18 protein-coding genes are annotated in these 23,435 nt (G+C 65.9%); 10 read left to right on the forward strand and 8 right to left on the reverse strand.

Features of this window, described 5'->3' with window-relative positions; genetic code table 11:
* Positions 1–87 precede the first annotated feature (87 nt).
* The gene (locus AC51GR_RS17520; protein WP_496325931.1) at positions 88–1,674 is read left to right on the forward strand and encodes a molybdopterin-dependent oxidoreductase; all 1,587 of its coding nucleotides are present in this window, start codon (positions 88–90) and stop codon (positions 1,672–1,674) included.
* Between the two features lies 1 nt (position 1,675).
* On the opposite strand, the gene AC51GR_RS17525 is transcribed toward AC51GR_RS17520, so the two are convergent.
* Genes AC51GR_RS17525 through AC51GR_RS17535 form a run of 3 tightly spaced genes read right to left on the reverse strand, consistent with a single transcriptional unit; the run spans position 1,676 to position 4,573 of the window.
* Positions 1,676–2,320: a TetR/AcrR family transcriptional regulator gene (locus AC51GR_RS17525; RefSeq protein ID WP_496325932.1), complete on the reverse strand. Its 645-nt coding sequence runs from the start codon at positions 2,318–2,320 to the stop codon at positions 1,676–1,678.
* A 32-nt stretch (positions 2,321–2,352) separates the two neighbouring features.
* Positions 2,353–3,903, reverse strand: a complete 1,551-nt coding sequence (locus AC51GR_RS17530) for a DHA2 family efflux MFS transporter permease subunit (protein WP_496325933.1) — start codon at positions 3,901–3,903, stop codon at positions 2,353–2,355.
* Positions 3,896–4,573 carry a PadR family transcriptional regulator gene (locus tag AC51GR_RS17535; protein ID WP_496325934.1) on the reverse strand — a complete coding sequence of 226 codons (678 nt, stop codon included), beginning with the start codon at positions 4,571–4,573 and terminating at the stop codon, positions 3,896–3,898. The genes AC51GR_RS17530 and AC51GR_RS17535 overlap by 8 nt, the downstream gene beginning before the upstream one ends.
* Before the next feature lie 104 nt (positions 4,574–4,677).
* Between AC51GR_RS17535 and AC51GR_RS17540 the strand changes: the two genes are divergently transcribed.
* The 4 genes from AC51GR_RS17540 to AC51GR_RS17555 all read left to right on the forward strand — a co-directional run bounded on the left by AC51GR_RS17540 (position 4,678) and on the right by AC51GR_RS17555 (position 14,363).
* Positions 4,678–5,760, forward strand: a complete 1,083-nt coding sequence (locus AC51GR_RS17540) for a glutathione S-transferase family protein (RefSeq protein ID WP_496325935.1) — start codon at positions 4,678–4,680, stop codon at positions 5,758–5,760.
* A gap of 4 nt (positions 5,761–5,764) precedes the next feature.
* Positions 5,765–6,565 carry a hypothetical protein gene (locus AC51GR_RS17545; protein ID WP_496325936.1) on the forward strand — a complete coding sequence of 267 codons (801 nt, stop codon included), beginning with the start codon at positions 5,765–5,767 and terminating at the stop codon, positions 6,563–6,565.
* Positions 6,562–10,443 (forward strand): ABC transporter ATP-binding protein, encoded by a 3,882-nt coding sequence (locus tag AC51GR_RS17550; RefSeq protein ID WP_496325937.1) that lies wholly within the window; start codon positions 6,562–6,564, stop codon positions 10,441–10,443. Before AC51GR_RS17545 ends, AC51GR_RS17550 begins: the two co-directional genes overlap by 4 nt.
* A gap of 104 nt (positions 10,444–10,547) precedes the next feature.
* Complete coding sequence (locus AC51GR_RS17555; protein ID WP_496325938.1) at positions 10,548–14,363, forward strand: multifunctional oxoglutarate decarboxylase/oxoglutarate dehydrogenase thiamine pyrophosphate-binding subunit/dihydrolipoyllysine-residue succinyltransferase subunit; 3,816 nt, start codon at positions 10,548–10,550, stop codon at positions 14,361–14,363.
* 95 nt (positions 14,364–14,458) lie between these two features.
* Here the strand turns inward: AC51GR_RS17555 and AC51GR_RS17560 are convergent, their stop codons facing one another.
* Positions 14,459–15,073, reverse strand: a complete 615-nt coding sequence (locus AC51GR_RS17560; RefSeq protein WP_496325939.1) for a TetR/AcrR family transcriptional regulator — start codon at positions 15,071–15,073, stop codon at positions 14,459–14,461.
* 82 nt (positions 15,074–15,155) lie between these two features.
* Between AC51GR_RS17560 and AC51GR_RS17565 the strand changes: the two genes are divergently transcribed.
* From AC51GR_RS17565 to AC51GR_RS17575, 3 genes are read left to right on the forward strand one after another with little or no spacing between them, the layout of a single operon-like run.
* On the forward strand, positions 15,156–16,682 hold the full coding sequence (locus tag AC51GR_RS17565) for a flavin-containing monooxygenase (RefSeq protein WP_496325940.1): 1,527 nt from the start codon (positions 15,156–15,158) through the stop codon (positions 16,680–16,682).
* Entirely contained in the window at positions 16,679–17,539 is an 861-nt protein-coding gene (locus AC51GR_RS17570) for an SDR family NAD(P)-dependent oxidoreductase (RefSeq protein ID WP_496325941.1), read from the forward strand. The genes AC51GR_RS17565 and AC51GR_RS17570 overlap by 4 nt, the downstream gene beginning before the upstream one ends.
* Entirely contained in the window at positions 17,536–18,468 is a 933-nt protein-coding gene (locus AC51GR_RS17575; RefSeq protein WP_496325942.1) for an alpha/beta hydrolase, read from the forward strand. The genes AC51GR_RS17570 and AC51GR_RS17575 overlap by 4 nt, the downstream gene beginning before the upstream one ends.
* A 7-nt stretch (positions 18,469–18,475) precedes the next feature.
* On the opposite strand, the gene AC51GR_RS17580 is transcribed toward AC51GR_RS17575, so the two are convergent.
* The 3 genes from AC51GR_RS17580 to AC51GR_RS17590 all read right to left on the reverse strand — a co-directional run bounded on the left by AC51GR_RS17580 (position 18,476) and on the right by AC51GR_RS17590 (position 21,253).
* Positions 18,476–19,342: a glycine betaine ABC transporter substrate-binding protein gene (locus AC51GR_RS17580; RefSeq protein ID WP_496325943.1), complete on the reverse strand. Its 867-nt coding sequence runs from the start codon at positions 19,340–19,342 to the stop codon at positions 18,476–18,478.
* Between the two features lie 8 nt (positions 19,343–19,350).
* Complete coding sequence (locus tag AC51GR_RS17585) at positions 19,351–20,544, reverse strand: NAD(P)-dependent malic enzyme (protein WP_496325944.1); 1,194 nt, start codon at positions 20,542–20,544, stop codon at positions 19,351–19,353.
* Positions 20,545–20,632: 88 nt separating this feature from the next.
* The gene (locus AC51GR_RS17590) at positions 20,633–21,253 is read right to left on the reverse strand and encodes a MarC family protein (RefSeq protein ID WP_496325945.1); all 621 of its coding nucleotides are present in this window, start codon (positions 21,251–21,253) and stop codon (positions 20,633–20,635) included.
* A 119-nt stretch (positions 21,254–21,372) separates the two neighbouring features.
* Between AC51GR_RS17590 and AC51GR_RS17595 the strand changes: the two genes are divergently transcribed.
* Together AC51GR_RS17595 and AC51GR_RS17600 are read left to right on the forward strand one after the other, a co-directional pair.
* A complete protein-coding gene (locus AC51GR_RS17595; RefSeq protein WP_496325946.1) occupies positions 21,373–22,443 on the forward strand; it encodes a magnesium and cobalt transport protein CorA in 1,071 nt (356 codons plus the stop codon).
* 74 nt (positions 22,444–22,517) lie between these two features.
* Complete coding sequence (locus AC51GR_RS17600; RefSeq protein WP_496325947.1) at positions 22,518–22,859, forward strand: LLM class flavin-dependent oxidoreductase; 342 nt, start codon at positions 22,518–22,520, stop codon at positions 22,857–22,859.
* Here AC51GR_RS17600 and AC51GR_RS17605 read toward each other — a convergent pair.
* On the reverse strand, positions 22,771–23,376 hold the full coding sequence (locus tag AC51GR_RS17605) for a suppressor of fused domain protein (RefSeq protein ID WP_496325948.1): 606 nt from the start codon (positions 23,374–23,376) through the stop codon (positions 22,771–22,773). The genes AC51GR_RS17600 and AC51GR_RS17605 overlap by 89 nt on opposite strands.
* Positions 23,377–23,435: the final 59 nt, after the last annotated feature.

Genomic DNA, 23,435 nt, shown 5'->3' on the forward strand with positions numbered 1-23,435 from the left:
AAACGCGAGTCCGCGGTCAGCGGCTCTTCCGGCCCCGGTGCAACTCACCGGCCGCCGACCGGGCTCCGGCGAGGGGATACTGATCCCATGTCCTTCTCCCCGCGTGAACGTGCGCTCGCCGCGACGATCAGCGGAGTCCTGTCTGCCGCGCTCGGTGTCGGCGTCGGTTACCTCTGCGCACTCCTGGTCGATCGCGGCGCGGCCCCGCTTCACGCGGTCGGCTCCGCAGTCATCGACGGCGCGCCTGCGTCGATGCGTGAATGGGCCATCGACACATTCGGCACCGCCGACAAACCGGTCCTCCTCATGTCGATCGCGGCGATCATGGCACTGCTCGCAGCCCTCGCCGGGCCAGCCGAACTGAAGCGACCGCCGGCCGGACCGGTGATCTTCGGCGTGGTCGGCGCCGTCGGGATCGCTGCCGCGCTGGACCGGCCGACCGCGGCGTGGACCTGGGCGCTGCCCACCTTGCTCGGCGTTGCCGTCGCGATGATCGCGCTGCACATCCTCATGCGTCGCATTCAACCCGGCACCCCAAGCGCCGCAACAGCTGTGACGCCACATTTGGATCAGTCGACCGACGAGCACGAAACACGCGGCGTCGCACCGGAGGTCGAACGACGACAGTTCCTGGTCGGGGCCTCCACCGTCGGTGGTGCCGTCGCGGTCACCGGACTCGGCGGGTGGATGCTGTGGCGCACCACCGGCTCCGTCGGCGCCGATCGCGCCGCCTTCGATCTGCCGTCCGCCGCGAACACGGTGACCACCGTCGCGCCGGACCTCGATGACGTCACCCCGTTCATCACCCCCAACAAGGACTTCTATCGCATCGACACCGCGCTGACCGTCCCCCAGGTGAAGAGCGATTCATGGTCGCTGCGGATCCACGGGATGGTCGACCGCGAGATCCGCATCGACCTCGGTCAATTGCGCCGCGACCACACGGCATTCGACGCGGTGGTGACGCTGACGTGTGTGTCGAACAGTGTGGGCGGAGATCTGGTCGGCAACGCCAGATGGACCGGCTACCGGCTCCGCGATCTGCTCGCCATCGCCGGACCGGCGGACGACGCGGACATGGTCCTGTCCACCAGCGCGGACGGATGGACGGCCGGCACACCCCTGACCGCGCTGACCGACAACCGGGACGCGATGCTCGCGGTCGGCATGAACGGACAGCCGCTGCCCGTCGAGCACGGTTACCCGGTGCGCATGGTGGTTCCGGGTCTGTACGGGTACGTCTCGGCCACCAAATGGGTGGTGTCGCTCGAGGTCACCCGGTTCGATCGGGCCCGGGCCTACTGGACGACACTCGGCTGGGCGGAGAAGGGCCCGATCAAGACCAGCTCTCGGATCGACGTACCCCGGCCGAACTCCTCGGTGGCCACCGGACCGGTGACGGTGGGTGGCGTTGCCTGGGCCCAGGGCCGCGGCATCCGTGGGGTCCAGGTCCGCGTCGATGACGGCCCGTGGAACGACGCCGAGGTCCTGGCACCGGATCTTCTCGACGCCTGGCGGTTGTGGAAATGGGACTGGGACGCCCAACCCGGCACACATGAACTGACCGTCCGGTCCATCGACGGTGACGGTCAGCCACAGATCGAGGCGCAGGCGCCGTCGGTTCCGGATGGAGCCACCGGCCTGCACACCATCGCGGTGTCGGTGGCCGGCTGAGCTACCTGGGTGAGGCGGAGTCGGCGATCAGGCCGGCCACGAGCGAGAGTGACCTGCGTGCAGCGGCATCGTCGCGATCGACCAGCCACCACTGCACTGTTCCGAAAAGCATCTGCAATGCAGACCGAACCAGGGTTCGATCATCGATGTCCCACTTCATCTGACAGCGCTCACCGATCTCCGATAGGTAAGCGCGCCCGTACTTCTCAGCGGTCTGGTGTTGCACCAGAGCCTGACCGGCAGAGGCCGAACCGCTCGGCTGCCGCAACGAGAACAGCATCGATTCGATCATCAGTAACCAGCGATCAGGGAATTCCGCGGCGCGGCGCCACACCCCGGTGAGCGCCTCCTCGACCCAGGTGTGCAACGCATCTCGGCCGGTCTCGAGGGTGCCGGTCGGGATCGAACCGGTCAGCGCCTCGAGTTGTTCGGTGATCACCTTCTCGATCATCGCCGCGACGAGCTGCTCTTTGTCGTCGAAGCAGTAATGCACAACGCCCAGTGAAACTTTGGCCTCTTCGGCGACGCCGCGCACGGTCACCGCGCTCATCCCACCGCGATCGGCCAATGCCAGGGCACTCTCCACCAACTGTGCCCGACGATCCTCTACGGACAGACGGCGCGGGCCCGGGACGTCACTGTGCATGTCGCCCAGTACATCCCGCCCGCGCAGCTCCGTCAAACGCCACCGCCGGCGGGGATGTCGGACATCTTTGCCTCCCCCGGCGTGGGCGGGGTCGGATCCGGATCACCTGATGCGCCCATATGCCGAGGTCGGGCAAAGAACAGCGCCGCAACCACACCCAGAAGCAATGCGGCCGCGGGCAGCAGCAGCGTCTGCCCCATCGCCGTCGCGAAACCATCGCGCACCTGTTCGGGCAGACGCCCGGTCACATCGTCCATCGAGTTGCCACCGAATTGCGGCAACTCTGCTGCCAGACGGGTCTGGATCAGGGCTCCGACAGCCGCACTGCCGAGCACCGAACCGATCAGGCGCGTGGTGTTGTAGACGCCAGACCCTGCTCCGGCACTGCTCATCGGCAGATTCCGGGTGGCGGTCGCCGCCAGCGGCGCCCAGATGCCGGAGCTCGCGACACCCATGAGGCTCACCGGTAGGAGCAACTGCCAGATCGGTGTGGTCGGGGTCGCGATCACGGCGATCCAGCCGATCGCGATCGCGTTGAGGAGGAACGCCGTGGTGACGATGTACCGCGGGTGGATCCGGTCTACCTGCCGACCGACGATCGGGGCCAGAACACCGGTCAGGACCGCCATCGGAATCGTCAACACCGCCGATTCGGTCGGGGACAGGCCACCGACGAGCTGTAAGTAGTACATCAGCGGGACCATCATGCCCGCGGTCGCGAAGCCCATCGTCGCGATGCCCAGACTCGCCAGCGAGAAATTGCGATCACGGAAGAGGTTCAACGGAACCAGCGGTTGGGATCCGGGTCGCAGTGTGACCATCTTGTGCTGCCAGTAGACAAACAGGGCGATCAGCACCAGACCGACGACGATCAGGGCACAGATCCACCCGGCCCAGTCGTACTTTTCGCCGTCCTGGATCGCGAACACCAGAGCGGCCAGACCGACACCACTGAGTCCGACACCGATCAGATCGAAGTTGCGTTTGTTGGTCGGCACCGTGGGCACCAGCTTCCAGGCCAACACCAAGCCGATCGCGCCGACCGGCACGTTGACGAAGAAGATCCACTCCCAGCCCAGACCATCGACCAGGATTCCTCCTGCGAGTGGTCCGACCAGCGTCGCCACTCCGGCGACGGTGCCCCACACGCCCATCGCCGCACCGCGTTTGTCGGCCGGGAACATCCGGGTGATCAGGGCCATGGTCTGCGGGGTGATCAGCGCGGCTCCCACGCCTTGGAGCCCGCGGGCGATGATCAAGATCTCGATCGACTGCGCCAGGCCACACAGGATGCTCGCCAGCGTGAAGACAATCAGCCCGAGCTGGTAGATCCGCTTGGGTCCGAAGCGATCGCCGAGTCGGCCGGCGAGGAGCATGGGCACCGCGTAGGTGAGCAGATAGGCGCTCGAGACCCAGATGACGCCGTTGACGTCGGTGTCCAGGGCCTGCTGGATGGCCGGCTGGGCAACGGCAACGATGGTCATGTCGACCAGGATCATGAAGAAGCCGATGCACAGCGCGCCCAGCGCCGGCCATGGTCTGGTGGTGATCGGCGCGTCGGTCTCCGCGGTGGGACTACTCACTGCTTACCTCGTTCCCTGACCGGGCGATCAGCCCGGTGCTGTCTTGACGACCCTGCCGGGGGTCGGCGTTTCGCAGTTGCAAGTACTCCGGCAGCCACATCAATTCCCCGGTCGCGAGCCGCGTACGCAGCTGCTCCAGCCAGCTGATCTGAGCATCGAGGACTGCCCGTCGGCACCCGACGTCGAGCAGGAACATCTCCGGGTGCCCCTGTCCGAGAGCTTCGGACATTGCTGCCGCGATGTCCGCGAGCTCGGCGCGCATGATCGTCAGACGTTCGTCGAGCAGCGCCACGACCTCGTGCCGACCCAGGGTGTGGGCCTCTGCCAGAGCCAGATAGAGCGCGGGATACTCCGTGGCCGGAGTGCGCAGCATGGATACGAGCGCACCCTCCAACGCCTTGCGCCCCTCCCCTGTCACCGCGTAGACGGTTCGCTCCGGTCGGTTCCCGTCTCGATGAACATCACTGACCTGCAACAGGTTTCGACAGCAGAGCCAACCAACGGTGTGATAGAGCGAACCCGGCCGCAGTTTTGCGAACCGATCTTCCTTGCGCGCTCGAAGCGTCTGCAACATCTCGTAGGGGTGCATCGGTTGTTCGACGAGGAGCCCGAGGACCATGACGCCCAACGGTGTCAACGCCGCGGCTGCCACTGCTGGTCGAGCGTCCATACAGATACCCCAGACCGTTATTCGGCGCCGAATACTCCGTGCGGAATATACCGCGAGAAAGAGCTCATGCCCAGACCTTTTCCGGACGGCTAGTCTGGAAAACGATGAGCACTCAGGCGAGGACCTCCGAAGAAAGTTCGTCCGACGGAAGCGTGCCCGATGGGAATGTGCCCGGCGGCTACGTGACCGTCGGCCAGGAGTTCGTGCGCGACACCAACTACATCGACGACCGGATCACCCGGGACGGAATCGGTCCTGCCGGTGAGACGTTTCCGGCCCAGGCCGGTCGCTATCGCCTGGTCGTCGCCCGGGCCTGCCCGTGGGCCAACCGCGCGATGATCGTGCGCCGCCTGCTCGGCCTCGAACATGCCCTGTCCATGGGCATGTGCGGACCCACCCACGACGCCGACAGCTGGACATTCGATCTCGACCCCGGAGGCATCGACCCGGTCCTGAAGATCCATCGCCTCAAGCAGGCCTATCTCACCCGCTACCCCGACTATCCTCGCGGCATCACCGTGCCGGCGATCGTCGACATCCCCACCGGGGCCGTTGTCACCAACGAATTCCGGCAGATGACCCTCGACTTCTCCACCGAGTGGGTCGATTTCCATCGAGAGGGTGCACCGGACCTCTACCCGGAGAACCTGCGCGCCGAGATCGACGAGGTGACCGACGTGATCTTCACCGACGTCAACAACGGGGTGTACCGGGCCGGATTCGCGGGCAGCCAGGACAGCTACGAGCAGGCCTACGACCGGCTGTTCGCCCGCCTCGACGACCTGTCGGAACGGCTGAGCGGGCAGCGTTACCTGGTGGGCGACACCATCACCGAGGCCGATATCCGGCTGTTCACCACACTCGTCCGCTTCGACTCGGTCTACCACGGCCATTTCAAGTGCAACCGTTCCAAGCTCAGTGAGATGCCGGTGCTCTGGGCCTACGCCCGCGACCTGTTCCAGACGCCCGGGTTCGGTGACACCATCGACTTCACCCAGATCAAAGCGCACTACTACATCGTCCACAGCGACATCAATCCCAGCCGGATCGTGCCCCGCGGTCCCGACCTGTCCGGCTGGCGCAGCGACCATCACCGCGAACATCTCGGTGGCCGCCCCTTCGGCGATGGGACCCCACCACCGCCACCGCTGCCCACCGAACGTGTACCCGCCGGACAAGGAGCTTGAAAACGTGGCAAAGAAGCAACTTTCGTCGATCGGCAACGGCAATGCGATCGGCGCGACCCGCAAAACCGAAGGCATGATCGACTCACTCGTCGACCACGCCCAGCATCTGCAGGCGCCCGCGGTCACCAAATACATCCAGCGCCTTCGGCGTGAGCATCCGCAGGAGTCCCCCGCCCAGATCATCGAACGCCTCGAGAGCCGGTTCCTGCTCGCCGTCACCGGCTCCGGTGGCGCGGTCGGTGCGGCGGCGGCGTTCCCCGGCATCGGGACGATGGTGTCGCTCGCCTCGCTGGGCGCCGAGACCGCCTTCTTCATCGAGGCGTCGGCGCTGTTGTCACTGGCGATCGCCGAGGTCCACGGCGTTCCGCTCCACGACCGGGAACGCCGCAAGGCCCTCGTCCTGACCGTGGCGTTGGGCGAGTCCGGTCTTGCCGTGGTCCGGGACTCACTGGGCGCCAAATCCGGCACCCTGGCCAGGGCGTTCGGTGGATTCATCCCCGCGCCGGTCCTGCGCACGCTCAACCAGAAGCTGCTCCGCACCTACTTCAAGAAGTACGCGCTCCGGAAGCTGCCACTGGCCGCGGGCAAACTGCTCCCCGCCGGTTTCGGTGCGGTCATCGGCGGCGTGGGCAACCGCGCACTGGGCCGGATCATCGTGAACAACTCACGGCAGGTCTTCGGACCACCGCCGCCCTACTGGCCGGTCCGTGACCCGAATGTCCCCCTCTACGCCGTGGGCAATCCACAACATGCCGCGGACAACCCGCAGATCCCCACCTCCGGCGATGGGCCGAGCGCTAGTTGACCCGACCACACACCGCTTCGGCCGGACCCGGCTGGATCCGACGGCTCGCCGGCGAATGCCTGCGCCACCGGCGGCTGGTGGCGATCACCCTGGGTGTCACCGCTCTGGCAGTGGTCATCGACCTCTGCATCCCACTGCTGACGAAGGCGGCGATCGACGAGGCCACCGGCGTCGCCGGCCACGGCTACACCATCGGTGCGATCGCGCTGGTCATGGTGGTCCTGGCGTTCGTGCGATACGGGTGCCAGTACGGTCGTCGGCTGACCGCGGGCAAACTCTCGCTGAACGTGCAGAACTCGTTGCGGCTCTCGGTCCTCGAGTCGGTGCTGCGGACCGACGGGGCCGCGCAGGACCAGATCCGCACCGGTCAGGTCGTCTCGCGGTCCATCACCGACCTGCAACTCGTCCAAGGTCTGCTCGCGATGGTGCCGCTCTCACTCGGAGCCGCACTCCAGGTGGTCCTCGCCATCGGCGTGATGTTCTGGCTCTCGCCGGTGCTGACCGTGGTCGCACTGTTGGTCATCCCCCTGGTGGCGGTCATCGCGTTCAACAGCCGCAGACGGATGTTCGCGGCCACGTGGTCGGCGCAGCAGGCCGCGGCGGATCTGGCACAGCATGTCGAAGAAACCGTCACCGGAGTCCGGGTGGTCAAGGGATTCGGTCAGGAAGATCGCGCGGTCGACGAACTCGTCGGGTATGGCAGGCGCCTCTATTCACTTCGGCTGCGGGCCGCGAAGGTCAACGCTCGTTTTGCACCCGTGCTGGCCGCGGTGCCGCAACTGGGCATGGTCGCGATCATCGCGCTCGGCGGATACCTGACGATGATCGGGTCCATCTCGATCGGCACCTTCCTGGCCTTCGCCACCTACGTCACGACGATGACCGGGCTGGCCCGTGTCCTGACCTCCCTGATCGTCTCCGCACAGCTCGCCCGCGCCGCCGTCGAACGCGTGTACGGCGTGATCGACCAACCGGCAGATCCAGGTCTGGCGGCGACGGGACTGTTGCCCGACGGTCCACTCGGACTCGAGCTCCGAGACGTCACGTTCACCTACCCCGGCGCCACCCAACCGGTCCTGCATGACCTGGATCTGTCCATCGCGCCCGGTGAGGTGGTCGCGGTCGTCGGGACCCCGGGCTCCGGCAAATCGACGCTGGCCATGCTCGCCGACCGGTTCTATCGCCCTGACTCGGGTTCGGTGGAGCTGACGACGCCGGGACCATCCGACGCGCCGGGCGCCCGCACCGCCCACGACATCGACACCATCGCGACCCAGGAGCTGCGCGGCGCTGTGGGCGTGGTGTTCGACGAACCCTTTCTGTACTCCGACACCGTCGCCGCGAACATCGCCCCGAACGCCCACGTCGGCAAGTTCGACCAGGACGGTCCCATCCCGGCCGGCGTCCTCGAGGCCGCCGCCCAGGCCCAGGCCACCGGTTTCGTCAGCGCACTCGAGGACGGTTTCCGGAGCATCGTCGGTGAGCGCGGACTGACCCTCTCCGGCGGTCAGCGACAGCGGATCGCGCTGGCGCGAGCGCTGTACACCGACCCGCGCGTCCTGATCCTGGACGACGCCACCTCGGCGGTCGACGCCCAGACCGAGGCGAAGATCTTTGCCCACCTGCGCACCTCCACCCGCACGATGCTGCTCCTGGCCCATCGCCGATCGACGCTGTCCCTGGCCGATCGGGTGGCGGTGCTCGACCGCGGCCGGATCATCGACATCGGAACCGAGGCCGAACTGACACAGCGTTGTCCCGAGTTCCGCGCGCTGATGACCACCGACCTCGACGCTCTCGACGGCGAACTCGCCGACGACAATTCTCCCGACGAAGCGTTTCTCGACCACCCCGCGCTCGACACGTCGGCGCTGTGGCCGGCCGACGCACCCGACGCGGTCGAGCCGGCCCGGGCGGTCACCAACGCGATCGGCGGCCGGGGTCGCGGTGGCGGTGGCGGCATCGCGGGAGCACTCGGTGCCATGCCCGCGACACCTGAACTCCTCGAATCCGTGGCCGCCCTGCCGCCCGCCGACGAATCGCCGCCCGTGGACGACAGCGACATCCGGCGGGACCGTCCCGACTTCTCGCTGCGTCAGCTGTTGCGGCCCGTTCGATGGCTGCTGGCCGCGGTGGTCGTCTGCATCTCGATCGACACCCTCGTCGGTTTGGCGTTTCCGACCATCGCCCGGTTCGGGATCGACGGCGCGACCGACGATCAGTCGGGTCGCCTGTGGTTGGCCACCGGCCTCGGACTCGTGGCCGTGGCCATCGGATTCCTCGCCGCCGCGGTGATGACGGTGATCACCGCCCGAAGTGGCGAGCGCGTCCTCTACGCCCTGCGCGTCCGCAGTTACGCCCACCTGCAACGTCTCGGGCTGGACTACTACGAACGGGAACTGTCCGGGCGCATCATGACGCGGATGACCACCGACGTCGATGCACTATCGACGTTCCTGCAGACCGGGCTGTCGTCGGCGATTGTCAGCACCCTGACCATCGTCGGGGTCGGGGTGGCGGTTCTCCTGACCGATCTGTCGCTGGGTCTGCTCATGTTGGTGGTCTTCCCGCCGATCATCATCGCGACGATCGTCTTCCGCCGGATCAGCTCGCGTGCGTACACCCGGTCACGGGAGTTGATCAGCGAGGTCAACGCCGACTTCCAAGAGAACGTGGGCGGTGTCCGCACCACGCAGGCCTACCGCCACGAAGGTTTCGCGATGGCCCGCTTCACCACCCGCGCCGCGACCTACGTCCGGGCCCGGATGGTCTCCCAGCAGGCGATCTCGATCTACTTCCCGTTCATCACACTGATGGCAGATCTGGCCACCGCCGGCATCATCGCGGTCGGCGCCCATCAGGTGGCCCGCGGCCAGACCAGCGCCGGCACGCTCGTCGCTTTTGTCCTCTATCTCGGAATGCTCTTCGGTCCCGTTCAACAGCTGTCCCAGGTGTTCGACAGCTACCAGCAGGCGCTGGTCGGACTCCGCCGCATCTCCGACCTGCTGGCGACCCGCAGCAGTGTGCAGTGCCCGGACAGCTACGGGTCACGTGACGGCGGACCGGGGACGACCATCTCACCGCCGCCGGGTGGTTTCGAGGGCCATGCCGAGCTCCGCGAGGTCACCTTCCGGTACGCCGGTGCGACCCGGGACGCCCTGTCGCGGGTCGACCTCGATCTGCCCGCCGGGACGTCCCTGGCACTGGTCGGTGAGACCGGTGCCGGCAAATCGACCATCGTCAAACTGCTAGCCCGCTTCTACGACCCGACCACCGGTTCGGTCCGGATGGACGGCACCGACATCCGCGACTTCCGGCTCGGCTACTACCGGTCCCGCCTCGGCGTGGTGCCCCAGGAACCGCACCTGTTCACCGGGACCGTGGCCGGAAACATCGCCTACGGCAGGCCGGATGCGACCCATGACGAGATCGCAGCGGCAGCGTCGGCGGTCGGCGCCCTGTCGATGATCGCGGGCCTGCCCGGGGCGATGAACCATCCGATCGGGGAACGCGGCAAGGGCTTGTCCTCGGGGCAGCGGCAACTGATCGCCCTGGCCCGCGCCGAACTCGTCGACCCGGACCTGCTGCTGCTCGATGAGGCCACCGCCACCCTGGACCAGTCGACCGAGCGCCGCGTACTGGCCGCCGGACGTCACCTGACCGGGTCCCGGACGTCGGTGATCGTCGCGCACCGACTGGCCACCGCGGCCCGCGCCGATCGCATAGCGGTGGTGTCCGACGGACGTATCGTCGAACTCGGAACACATCGGGAATTGCTGTTGTTGAATGGTCGGTACCGTGCTTTGTGGACTGCTGGTATCACACCCGATGAGGCCGAACCAAGTGACCCACGCCACGAAGGCAGCCAACCGGCATAGCCTCGTAGTCCACTGGGGTCTAACCTTGTTATCTGGGACTTCGCAAACGCACGTAGGTCGGAAACGCACGCCGACCAATTAATGAATTGAGGCGAGATACTGCCGTGAGCAGCAGTTCGATTTCAGACTTCGGACAGAACGAGTGGCTGGTTGAGGAAATGTACCAGCGCTTCCAAAAAGACCCGACCTCGGTTGATCCGAGTTGGCATGAGTTCTTGAAGAACTACGCCGCCGAGGCCAACGGGGCAAAAACAACCACCGGCGGCACCGCCGAGACGACGCCCGCCGCCGCGGCCAACGGTTCGGGTTCGAACAAGCCGGCCGTCGATCCCACGCCCGCGAGCAAGGCCGCAGCGGGTCAGTCGGAGACCAGTCGCGACGGATCCAACGCCACCACCACACTACCCTCGGCCAAGGCCACCACCGCCCCTCCGGCGAAGGCAGAGACACCCAAGGCCCCGGCCAAGGCGAAGTCACCGGCGCCCACCAAAGACAACACCGCCTCGAAGAAGCCCACTGCAAAGAAGCCGGCTGCCCCGGCCGCCACCGAGGATTCTTCTCAGGTGATGCGCGGCGCAGCGGCCACGGTCGCCAAGAACATGTCTGCGTCATTGCAGATCCCCACCGCGACCAGTGTGCGTGCGATCCCGGCGAAGCTGATGATCGACAACCGGACGGTCATCAACAACCATCTGGCGCGCACCCGCGGCGGCAAGATCTCGTTCACCCACATCCTGGGTTACGCCATCGTGCAGGCGATCAAGTCGTTCCCCAACATGAACCGGCACTTCGCCGAGGTCGACGGCAAGCCGAACATCGTCACACCTGCGAACACCAACCTCGGCCTGGCCATCGACCTCCCCGGCAAGGGTGGGTCGCGCATGTTGGTGGTCGCCGCCATCAAACGCTGCGAGAACATGAACTTCGCCGAGTTCCATGCCGCGTATGAGGACATCGTCCGCCGTGCCCGCGAAGGCAAACTCGCCGGCGACGATTTCGCCGGAGTCACGATCTCGCTCACCAACCCCGGCACCATCGGCACCGTGCATTCGGTCCCGCGTCTGATGAAGGGCCAGGGCGCCATCATCGGCGCCGGCGCGATGGAGTACCCCGCCGAGTTCCAGGGCGCCAGCGACGAACGCATCGCCGAGATGGGTGTCGGCAAGCTGATGACCCTGACCTCGACCTACGATCACCGAATCATCCAGGGCGCCGAGTCCGGCGACTTCTTGCGGAAGATCCACGAGCTGTTGCTCTCGGATGACTTCTTCGACGAGATGTTCACGACGCTGCACATCCCGTACGAGCCGATCCGGTGGCGTCGCGACATCTCCGAAGGTGAAGTCGACAAGAACGCACGGGTGCTGGAACTGATTGCGGCATATCGCAATCGGGGTCACCTGATGGCCGACATCGATCCACTGATGCTCGATTCGGATGCGCGCGCCTCCCATCCCGACCTGAACATCATCACCTACGGGCTGACACTGTGGGATCTCGATCGCAGCTTCAAGGTCGGCGGATTCCACGGCGAGAACAAGATGAAGCTCCGCGACATCTTGTCGATCCTGCGTGATTCGTACTGCCGCCACGTGGGTGTCGAGTACACCCACATCCTCGAACCCGAACAGCAGCAATGGCTGCAGGATCGGGTCGAGATCAAGCACGTCAAGCCACCGGTGGCCGAGCAGAAGTACATTCTGTCCAAGCTCAATGCCGCGGAGGCCTTCGAGACCTTCCTGCAGACCAAGTACGTCGGGCAGAAGCGCTTCTCGCTGGAAGGTGCCGAGGCCGTCATCCCGATGATGGACGGCGTCATCGACCAGAGCGCCGAGTACGGCCTCGACGAGGTCGTCGTCGGAATGCCGCACCGCGGCCGCCTGAACGTGCTGGCCAACATCGTCGGCAAGCCCTACTCGAAGATCTTCACCGAGTTCGAGGGCAACCTGAACCCGTCGCAGGCACACGGCAGCGGCGACGTGAAGTACCACCTCGGCGCCGAGGGCAAGTACTACCAGATGTTCGGTGACAACGAGATCCTCGTCTCGCTGACCGCCAACCCCTCGCACCTCGAGGCGGTCGACCCGGTTCTCGAGGGCCTGGTCCGCGCCAAGCAGGACCTGCACAACAAGGGTGGCGAAGAAGAGTTCACCGTCCTGCCGCTGATGCTGCACGGCGATGCCGCGTTCGCCGGTCAGGGTGTGGTCGCCGAGACCCTCAACCTGGCCATGCTGCCCGGATACCGCACCGGCGGCACGGTTCACATCGTGGTCAACAACCAGGTCGGCTTCACCACCGCACCGGAATCGTCGCGGTCGTCGGAGTACTGCACCGATGTGGCGAAGATGATCGGTGCGCCGATCTTCCACGTCAACGGCGATGACCCCGAGGCCTGCGTGTGGGTGGCCAAACTGGCCGTCGACTACCGGCAGAAGTTCAACAAGGACGTCATCATCGACCTCGTCTGCTACCGCCGACGCGGTCACAACGAGGGTGACGATCCCTCGATGACCCAGCCGGCCATGTACGACGTCATCGACACCAAGCGCAGCGTCCGCAAGAGCTACACCGAAGCCCTCATCGGCCGCGGTGACATCTCGCTCAAAGAGGCCGAAGACGCCCTGCGCGACTACCAGGGCCAGCTCGAGCGGGTCTTCAACGAGGTCCGCGAACTCGAGAAGTACCAGGCCGCACCGAGCCCGTCGGTCGAAGCCGATCAGGCCCTCCCGGTGAAACTGGAGACCAAGGTCAGCAAAGAGACCGTCGAGCGGATCGGCGACGCCTTCGCCAACGTGCCCGAGGGCTTCACCGTCCACCAGCGGGTCCAGCCGGTGCTCAAGAAGCGCCAGGACATGTCGCGTAACGGCAACGTCGACTGGGCGTTCGGCGAGTTGCTCGCCTTCGGCTCGCTCGTCGAAGAGGGCCGCACGGTCCGGCTGTCGGGCCAGGACTCGCGTCGTGGCACGTTCACCCAGCGGCACTCGGTGCTCATCGACCGGGAGACCGGCGACGAGTACACCCCGTTGCGCACGATTGCCGAGACCAACCCGGACAACCCCGGCCAGTTCCTCGTCTACGACTCGTCCTTGAGCGAGTACGCGGTCGTCGGTTTCGAGTACGGCTACTCCGTGGGCGATCCCGACGCACTCGTGCTGTGGGAAGCCCAGTTCGGTGACTTCGTCAACGGAGCCCAGTCGATCATCGACGAGTTCATCTCGTCGGGCGAGGCCAAATGGGGCCAGACCTCCGATGTGGTGCTGCTGCTCCCACACGGTCACGAGGGCCAGGGCCCCGACCACACCTCGGGCCGCATCGAGCGGTTCCTGCAGTTGTGCGCCGAGGGTTCGATGACGGTCGCTCTGCCGTCGACGCCGGCCAGCTACTTCCACCTGCTGCGGCGCCACGTGCTCGACGGGATCAGCCGTCCACTGGTCGTCTTCACCCCTAAGTCGATGCTGCGCAACAAGGCCGCGGTCTCCCCGATCTCCGAGTTCACGGACGGCAAGTTCCGCTCGGTCATCGACGATCCGTCCTTCGACGGTGGCGGCGATCGCAGCAAGGTCGAGCGGGTCCTGCTGGTGTCGGGCAAGCTCTACTACGAGCTGGCCGCCCGTAAGGCGAAGGACAACCGCGACGACATCGCGATCGTCCGTATCGAGCAGCTCTACCCGGTGCCGCACAAGCGCCTGAAGAACGCGCTCGAGCAGTACCCGAACATGAAGGAAGTGTTCTGGGTCCAGGAAGAGCCGAAGAACCAGGGTGCCTGGCCGTACTTCGGCCTCACGCTGCCGGAGATGCTGCCTGAGTACTTCAGCGGTTTGCGGCGGGTGTCGCGTCGTGCGATGTCGGCACCGTCGTCGGGCTCGTCGAAGGTCCATGCCGTCGAGCAGCAGGAGATCGTGGATACCGCGTTCGCCTGATCCAACCCCCCGATAATGTGCCCTTTTGGCGGCGCCCACCTGGGCTTTTAGTCGCCAAAAGGGCACATTTTCGGTATCTGGGGGGGTGTCCGGGGCTAGTCGTCCGCGGTGGCCAAGGTGCCGGCGGTCATCGCCAGCAGCGGCAGGGCCTGCGTGATCAGTTCGATGAGGGTCTCGCGGGTGACACCGGTGTCGTCGAGCAGCCACCGGACCGTGACCTGTTCACTGAACGTGACCCAGCCGTGGACGGCCAGTTCGAGGACCGGTGTGCGCTGCAGATCGAGTAGATCGGCCAACCCCAGGACCCGCTCGGCCATGACCGCGCGGGTGTCGTCGGCGACCTTGCGCATCGCCGGATCCGACGCGCCGACGCCCTGCAGGATCGCCAGATAGGCCGACCGATTCGCCGACACGTAGTCGATGAACGCCGCGAGAGATGCCCGGGCGATCGCCAGGGGATCCTCCAGGCTCAGATCCGGTTCGGTGCGTTCGAGCATCCGCTGGCTCTGTGTGGTCGTCAGCGCCACCAGAAAGTCCTGTTTGGACTCGAAATAGTGGAACAGCAGAGCGCGCGAGACGCCTGCCGCCTCGGCCACCTCCTCGACCGACACCTGATCCAGCGCCCGGTCGGCGAGCATCCGCAGCCCGTGTTCGATCAGCTGATCGCGACGGGCCTGCGGGCTCATTCTCGTACGGCGGGCGGTGGTCATGACAGCCGATCTTACTGACCTTCTGTCAATAAGATGTCCCGACCCTATTGACACTCGGTCAGTAGTGGGTAAGTTCGTACCCATGAACGTTGTAAAGATCGCCATCATCGGCGCAGGCTTCTCCGGACTCGGCGCCGCGATCAAGCTGCGGCAGCAGGGTATCGACGACTTCGTGATCCTCGATCGCGGAAGTGACTTCGGCGGTACCTGGCGCGACAACACCTACCCCGGTGCCGCCTGCGATGTGCCCTCACACCTCTACTCGTACTCGTTTGCCCTCAACCCCACGTGGAGCCGTTCGTTCTCCCGGCAGCCCGAGATCCACCGGTACATCAACGCGGTCGCAGACCAGCACGACCTGGAACCGAATACGCGCTGGAACACCGAGGTCACCAACATCGCCTGGGACGAGGCCGCAGGCCAGTGGGCCATCACGACCTCTGCCGGTGAATACCGCGCGACGTTCGTGATCGCCGGCGTCGGCCCCCTCTGCGAACCCAAACTTCCCGACATCAAGGGCATCGCCGACTTCACCGGTGAGGTCTTCCACTCCGCGCAGTGGAACCACGACTACGACCTCGCGGGCAAGCGGGTTGCGGTCATCGGCACCGGTGCCTCGGCCATCCAGATCATCCCGGAACTGGCCAAGGAGGTCGGCCGCCTCGACGTGTACCAACGGACAGCGCCATGGGTACTGCCGCGCGCGGATCGCCCGTATTCGGCGGCCGAGAACTGGGCGTTCAAGAACATCCCCGGGTTACAGAAGGCCGTCCGCGGCGGTATCTACGCCGCACACGAGCTGGTCTCCTTCGGCCTGACGCACGCTCCCAACGTGCTCGCCCCGGCCAAGATCATCGGCAAGCGGAACATCGCGCGCGGCATCTCCGACCGCAAACTGCGTGCCGCGGTGACCCCGAACTGGAAGGTCGGATGCAAGCGCATCCTGCTGTCGAACACCTATTACCCGGCACTGGGCCAGGAGAACGTCGACCTGGTCACCGACCCCATCAAAGAGGTCACCGCCACCGGGATCATCACCGCCGACGGGGTCGTCCGGGACGTCGACGCGATCGTCGTCGCAACCGGCTTCCATGTCACCGACTCCCCCGCCTTCGAGCACATGATCGGCAAGGACGGCGCCAGCCTCACCGAGGTCTGGGATGCGAACGGGATGAACGCGTACAAGGGCACCGCCGTCCACGGGTTCCCGAACCTGTTCCTGATGGTGGGTCCCTCGACCGGCCTGGGCCACACCTCGATGGTCTACATGATCGAATCCCAGCTGAACTACCTCGGGGACTTCCTCAATCTGCAACGCAAGTATGACCTCGCCCGCGTCGAGGTCCGATCCGATGTGCAGCACGACTACAACGTCGGTATCCAGAAGAATCTGAAGTCCAGCGTCTGGGAAACCGGCGGCTGCGCCAGCTGGTACAAGGACGCCTTCGGCAATATCACGACGCTGTGGCCGGGATTCACGTTCAACTACCGCCGCATCACGCGGGAGTTCGACCTGGCCGCATACGACACCTCGAGTGCCCCTGCCGGTGTGCCCGCCCGCACAGCGGCCGAATCCGCCCGCCCCGCAACAGAAACGGTGACATCATGAAGGATTTCAAGGGCAAGGTTGCCGTGGTGACCGGGGCCGGATCCGGCATGGGACGCGACCTGGCACTGCAATTGGCAGCCAAGGGCGCGCTCGTGGCGATCAGTGACGTCAACCCCACCGGGCTCGACGAGACCGAACGACTCCTCAAAGCACAAGGAGCGCAGGTTCATTCACAGCTGCTCAATGTTGCCGAACGGGAAGCCGTCCTCGAGTACGCCGACACCGTCGCGGCGCATTTCGGCAAGGTCAACCTGGTCATCAACAACGCCGGGATCGCCCATCACGGTGAAGTCGAGATCACCGAGTTCAAGCAGTACGAACGTGTGATGGACATCGATTTCTGGGGTGTGGTCAACGGGACCAAGGCCTTCCTCCCCCACCTCATCGCGTCCGGTGACGGCCACATCGTCAACACGTCGTCACTGTTCGGGATCCTGGCCATGCCCGGCCAAAGTGCTTACAACGCGGCCAAGTTCGCGGTGCGCGGGTTCACCGAATCGCTGTACCAGGAGATGCGGATCGCCGGACATCCGGTCCAGGTCACCTGCGTGCACCCCGGCGGCATCAAGACCGCCATCGCACGCAACTCGACGGTGTCCGAAGGCCACGATCAGCGCGGTGCCGCCGAGCTCTTCGACAAGAAGCTGGCCCGGACGACCTCCCCGCGCGCCGCCGAGATCATCATCGCCGCAATCGAGAAGAACCGCCCCCGGGTGCTGGTCGGCGCCGATGCCAAGGTCGTCGATGTCCTGGTCCGCGCCGGTGGTTCGCTCTACGAAGTGGTGATCTCGAAGTTCGCAGGCCGTGTTGCGCCGAAGCCGCAGAAGGTGCCGCACGATCCGTCGGCAGTACTGTGATCGCCCTACCGAGAACTGCACTGACCCTGTCGATCCCGGCCAGCGAGCGCCTGCTCAAGCCCGCTTTCCGGTTGGCCTTGAATGCGCGCTTGGCGCCGGCGGTACAGCGGCGACTGCTCGACGCCGGCGCGCGGCTGGTTCCGCCGTTGCCGGATCAGGTGATCCGCAAGATCGTGCTCGGTGGCCTGCCCACCGAACGGATCACCGTCGGACCGACCCAGCATGCGCAGGCGATCCTCTACCTGCACGGCGGTGCCTACGTCACCGGTTCACCGAAGTCCCATCGCGGTTTGACCACCAGTCTGGCGGCGGCCACCCGGGCCGAGGTCTACGTCCTCGATTACCGTCTGGCACCGGAACATCCGTGTCCGGCGGCCGTCGACGACGCGGTGGCGGCATTTCGCGATTTGGTGGCGCGCGGATACGGACCCGAATCCATCGCCATCGCCGGTGACTCGGCAGGCGGCGGGTTGACCGTGGCAACCGCTCGAGTGCTGATCGACGAGCACGGCCTGCGACCGGCGGCGCTGGGACTGATCTCACCGTGGGTCGATCCCGCCGCCCGGCAGGGCGACAACGGCACCGACATCGTGGTCAATGCCGCCTGGGCCGACCAGAGCGCGCAGATGTACCTCGGTGACGGCAATCCCGACGATCCGAGGTACGCACCCGGGCGCGGCGACCTGACCGGGCTACCGCCGACGCTGATCCAGGTCGGCCGACCCGAGATGTTGCTGCAGCAGGTCACCGACTTCGCCACCCGCCTCGGGGCCGCCGGCGTCGAGGTCACGCTGAGCGACCTGGGTCCGCTGTGGCACGTTGCGCACGTGGCCGCACCCCTGATGCCCGCCGCCGCGGCAGCCGTCGACGAACTCGGCGACTACCTGGGCAGCCACCTGACCCGGAGCGGCGCGGGCGTCGAAACGTAACCGTCGATCAACTGCTGTGTTCGGCCAGCCAGCGACCGGCCACCGCCGACACATCTGCACCCCCGTCGACCTGCTCCGACATCGTCGTCAGGTCGGCGGTGGTCAGCTCTCCGGCGACCTTGTTCATCGCCCGGAACAGGTCTCGGTCCAGGGCGGCGGTCCGGAAGACCGGAACCAGGTCCGCCGCGCGCAAGGCGTCGTCGGTATCGGCCAGGGCCTGCAGCCCGGAATCGTCCCCGACCACACCGAGCGCCGAGAACAGGCCTGCGGCCCGGCCGGCCGCGACCTCGGCGATCGCCTCGTCGACATCGAGCACCACCGGCGGTGCGAATGCGCAACCGGCACTACCCAACTCGCTCAGGGTGATCGGGTCGGGCTCGACAACGGTGACCAGCGGCAACCCGGCCGGTAGCGCAGCGCAATCGGACAGTTCGTCGACGTCGGTGGCCGTGGCCAGTTCCGACGAGATGTACACGAGCGTCTTGTCCTGCACCGACGTCGCGTCACCCACCGAAACACCTTGCGGTAACGCCTGATTCAACTCGTTGTAGACGTCCTCGGTGCTGCGACCGGCAGCGCCGGGATCGAGCTGGGCGAGCAACTCCCCCGACCAGGCCGGCATCAGATCGACCGAACGCTCGTCCATCCCGGCCAGCAATTCCGCGTAGTCGCCCACCGGATGGTCGTCGGAGACGTCAGCACCCGCGTTCCGCAACGCACCGGCGTAGATGGCGGTCACCACGCGACTCGGCGTGTCCGGGGCCGATCCGGTGACCAGCGGCTGCGCCGCCGGACCAGGTTCTGAGCATCCCACCAGGATCAGCGAACCGGCCAGCACCAACGCCGGCAGTATCCGTCGAGCGCCGCGGGTCATGAAGCCGTTCACTCAGCGACGACCCGGGCAACTGCGGCGGCGACGGCCGGCGCAACCCGTGGATCCAGCGGGCTCGGCACGATCATCTGCGCCGACAGATCGTCACCGAGCACCTCGACGATCGCGTCGGCCGCAGCGAGTTTCATCGCCTCGGTGATCCGGCGGGCGCCGGCGTCCAGCGCACCCCGGAACACGCCGGGGAAAGCCAGCACGTTGTTGATCTGGTTGGGGAAGTCGCTCCGACCGGTGGCCACCACCGCCGCATACTTCGCGGCGATCTCGGGATGGACCTCGGGGTCCGGGTTCGACAACGCAAAGATGATGGCATCGGAGTTCATGGTCGCCAACGCCTCCTCGGGCACCTTGCCCGCGCTGACGCCCACGAAGACGTCGGCACCGACCAACGCATCCGACAACGTTCCGGTGCGCCGGTCCGGATTGGTACGTGAGGCCAGCTCTGCCTTCACATCATTGAGGTCGGTGCGTCCCGAGTGCACGATGCCCTTGCTGTCGATCACGGTGACGTCGGTGATGCCCACGGCCAGCAGGATGTTGGTGCAGGCAACCCCCGCCGCACCGGCACCGGAGATCACGACCTTGAGGGAGGCACGGGTCTTGCCCAGCAGGTTGGTCGCCGCCTTGAGTGCGGCCAGCACCACAATCGCGGTGCCGTGCTGATCGTCGTGCATCACCGGGCAGTCGAGAGCCTCGATCACCCGCTTCTCGATCTCGAAGCAGCGGGGCGCGGAGATGTCCTCGAGGTTCACCGCACCGAATGAATGCCGCAACCGAACCAGGGTTTCGACGATCTCATCGGGATCCTTCGTGCTCAGGACCAGCGGGATCGAGTCGAGGCCGGCAAAGTTCTTGAACAGCGCAGACTTGCCCTCCATCACCGGCAACGACGCCGCCGGACCGATGTCACCGAGTCCGAGCACTGCACTGCCGTCGCTGACGACCGCCACCAGACGATTGGTCCAGGTGTAGCGGCGGGCCAGCTCGGGGTCGGCCGCAATCGCACGGGACACCTCGGCGACGCCGGGCGTATACGCAATGGACAACGCCCGCTTGGTGTTGAGCGGCGCGGTGATGTTCGTCGACAATTTGCCGCCTTCATGGCCGGCAAAGATCTCCTCGCGGGTGATCGTTGTTGCTGCACTGTCATCATTTACGGGCGATTCGACGCCCCGGGGCTCGGTCACGGCGACAACGCTACTTCAGATGACCGGGCTCACACCTGCGGACCTCCGGATCGTGAGCATCAGGCAACATTTGGGCCGGTTCGCCTCACTAGCCTGCGACGATGAAGCCGCGCACGGAATCGGCGATCAACTGGACCGCGATCGCGGCGAGCAACAGACCCGCGATCTTGGCCATCAGGGTGATCCCGCCGATACCGAGCAGCTTGATCAGGACCGTCGAGAAGCGCAGTGCCGCGACCAGCACGATGTGGACGGTGATGATCGCCGCACCGATGGCGAGGTATGCCGCGGTCTCACCGTCGGCCTGACTCACGTTGACGATGACCGCCGCGATGGCGCCCGGGCCGGCGAGCAGCGGGGTCCCCAGCGGTACCAGGGCCACGTTCACATCGTCGGAGACCGACTGCGGATTTCCGGCGTTGCCCAGGCCGGTCAGCAACTGCAGCGCCACCAGGAGCAACAGCAGTCCCCCGGCGCCCTGCAACGCGGGGATTCCGATGTGCAGGTAACTCAATATCGCGTTCCCCGCGATCGCGAACACCGTGATCACCAGAAAACTCACAGCCGGCGCCTGCCAGGCGGCCCGGTGGCGCACCGCGGGTGGACGATGACCCACCAGCGACAGGAACAGCGGCACCTGGCCGGGCGGATCCATGATCACCACGAGGGTGATCAACATCGTCAGGTAGAGCGTGGTGTCGAAGCCCATGGCGCACAGTCTCTCACCGGGGCCGCGGCCCCGGCCGGTGACGTCGCCCGGTGTTGCGGGGGGCGTAACATCTTCGAGGGGTCGAACGGCGTTCGACACCCGCAACGAAGGAGACAGTCATGCCCTCGCGGCCACATCTTCGCCCCGGCGCGGTCGAACCGAAAGCCTCGGCGTCGGTGCCGATTCCCCCGTCCCGGGCGGTGGTGGACTGCGCTGTGTATGTCGACGGTCACCGTCTGCCCGGTATGCGCACTTTCGCCGGTGCCCTCGAAGAGGTCCGGACGAATGGCCGCGGTTTTGTCTGGGTCGGACTGCATGCACCGGACAACCGCCAGATGGAAGGTGTGGCAGGGGCTTACGGCCTCCACGAACTCGTCGTCGAAGATGCCGTCCTGGCCCACCAGCGCCCCAAACTCGAGCAGTACGACAACATCTTGTTCCTGGTTCTCAAAACCGTGAAATATGTTGAATACGAGACAGTTCAGGTCTCCAACGAAGTGGTCGAAACGGGTGAGATCATGGTCATCTCGGGCCCGGACTTCGTCATCACCGTCCGCCACGGTGACCACACCGGCCTGGCGGGGGTCCGCAAGCATCTCGAAGCCCGTCCCGAACTTCTCGCGCTCGGGCCCAGCGCGGTCATGCACGCGGTGGCCGACCACGTGATCGACACATACGTCGACGTCACGGCCAGGATCGAGCTGGACGTCGACGCCATGGAAGAGGTCATCTTCTCCCCTGGCCGGCGGGTGGAGATCGAACCGGTGTATCTGCTCAAGCGCGAGGTGATGGAGTTGCGGCGGGCGGTGGATCCGCTCGACGCGGCGCTGCGCCGCCTGACCGGCTCCGAGGACAAGCTGGTGCCCAAGGAAGTGCGCCGATACTTCCGCGATGTCCTGGACCACCACAGCAGCGTCAACGAACAGATCACGAGCTACGACCAGGTGCTGACCTCACTGATCGATGCCGCCCTGGCCAAGGTGGGCATTCAGCAGAACACCGACATGCGCAAGATCTCTGCGTGGGTTGCGATCGCGTCGGTGCCGACGATGGTCGCCGGCATCTACGGGATGAACTTCGAGAACATCCCCGAGCTGCAATGGAAGTACAGCTACTTCATCGTGCTGGCCTTCCTGATCGGCGTCTGCACCGCACTATGGCGGACATTTCGCAAAAATCATTGGCTCTGAACGCTTTTCACGCTCCAAAATATCTGTAACATTCTGGCGCGTGCCTTCCACGCCCGAGCATCTTCCTCCGATGATTGGGCACCCTCGTCACACCGGTCCCCCGGCGACATCTGGGCAAACCGGCCCGCGAGGTGATCACCCTGGAGCATCTCTCCGATGGACGCCTGACCCTGGGCGTCGGTGCCGGATACCCGTATTTGCCTGATTACGCCGCATTCGGCGACGGCAACGACCCCGCGGTGCGAGCGGCGACACTCGACGAAGGACTCGACGTCCTCGCGCAACTCCTGAGTGGGTCAGCCCCGGCTCTGACCCCCCATCGAGGGGTCAGCCGATGGTGGCGCCCGCGCGGACCGGATCGCGGACGTCGATGCCCGCTTCGGCCCAGGCACTGCGCAGGGCGTCGAGGCCTTTGAGCCGCACCCATGCGGCCTCGTTCGCCGTGATCGGGATGGCCCGGAAGAAGTTGACGTCTTCGAGGTCGCCGGGCAGCGGGCACGGCGCGATCACATCGGCCTCCAACACCACGGCGGTGCAGTTCGAACCCTCCCAGAGCGGCTCACCGAGATCGATCAGACCGTCGGCAGTGAGCACCAGACCCTCGACCGCGGGTGCTGCCGCCAACATCGCGACGCTGCGATGCAGTCCCGCCAATGGCCCCGAGGCGTGCATCCGGACCACGATCTCACCACGCGGACCGACCGTCGGATCGACCAGCATCTGATCGGGTTCCCCCATCGGGTGACGGCTGCAACCCAGTGAGACATAGGCGACCTCGTCGTCGCCATCACGTTCGCCACCGGTGAATCGCAGCACATCAATGGATTCCAGACCGAGAAAGGTCACCGAGGCCCGCTGTGGCTGCGAACCGGAGAATGCCTGCTGAAGGTGCGCCGACACCACTTCGATCACCGACACCGCAGAATCGCTCATCACACTCCCTAAAGTCGCAAACACCAGTAAAACACCATCATCTTCGGCATCCCGACGGC

The sequence above is a fragment of the Williamsia sp. z71 genome (genome assembly GCF_059553375.1).

Coding starts and splice junctions, on each gene's coding strand:
- AC51GR_RS17560 (WP_496325939.1), bottom strand. CDS start 15,073: ATGACCACCGCCCGCCGTACGAGAATGAGCCCGCAGGCCCGTCGCGAT.
- AC51GR_RS17520 (WP_496325931.1), top strand. CDS start 88: ATGTCCTTCTCCCCGCGTGAACGTGCGCTCGCCGCGACGATCAGCGGA.
- AC51GR_RS17580 (WP_496325943.1), bottom strand. CDS start 19,342: ATGACCCGCGGCGCTCGACGGATACTGCCGGCGTTGGTGCTGGCCGGT.
- AC51GR_RS17595 (WP_496325946.1), top strand. CDS start 21,373: ATGCCCTCGCGGCCACATCTTCGCCCCGGCGCGGTCGAACCGAAAGCC.
- AC51GR_RS17570 (WP_496325941.1), top strand. CDS start 16,679: ATGAAGGATTTCAAGGGCAAGGTTGCCGTGGTGACCGGGGCCGGATCC.
- AC51GR_RS17605 (WP_496325948.1), bottom strand. CDS start 23,376: ATGAGCGATTCTGCGGTGTCGGTGATCGAAGTGGTGTCGGCGCACCTT.
- AC51GR_RS17590 (WP_496325945.1), bottom strand. CDS start 21,253: ATGGGCTTCGACACCACGCTCTACCTGACGATGTTGATCACCCTCGTG.
- AC51GR_RS17535 (WP_496325934.1), bottom strand. CDS start 4,573: ATGGACGCTCGACCAGCAGTGGCAGCCGCGGCGTTGACACCGTTGGGC.
- AC51GR_RS17540 (WP_496325935.1), top strand. CDS start 4,678: ATGAGCACTCAGGCGAGGACCTCCGAAGAAAGTTCGTCCGACGGAAGC.
- AC51GR_RS17525 (WP_496325932.1), bottom strand. CDS start 2,320: ATGCACAGTGACGTCCCGGGCCCGCGCCGTCTGTCCGTAGAGGATCGT.
- AC51GR_RS17565 (WP_496325940.1), top strand. CDS start 15,156: ATGAACGTTGTAAAGATCGCCATCATCGGCGCAGGCTTCTCCGGACTC.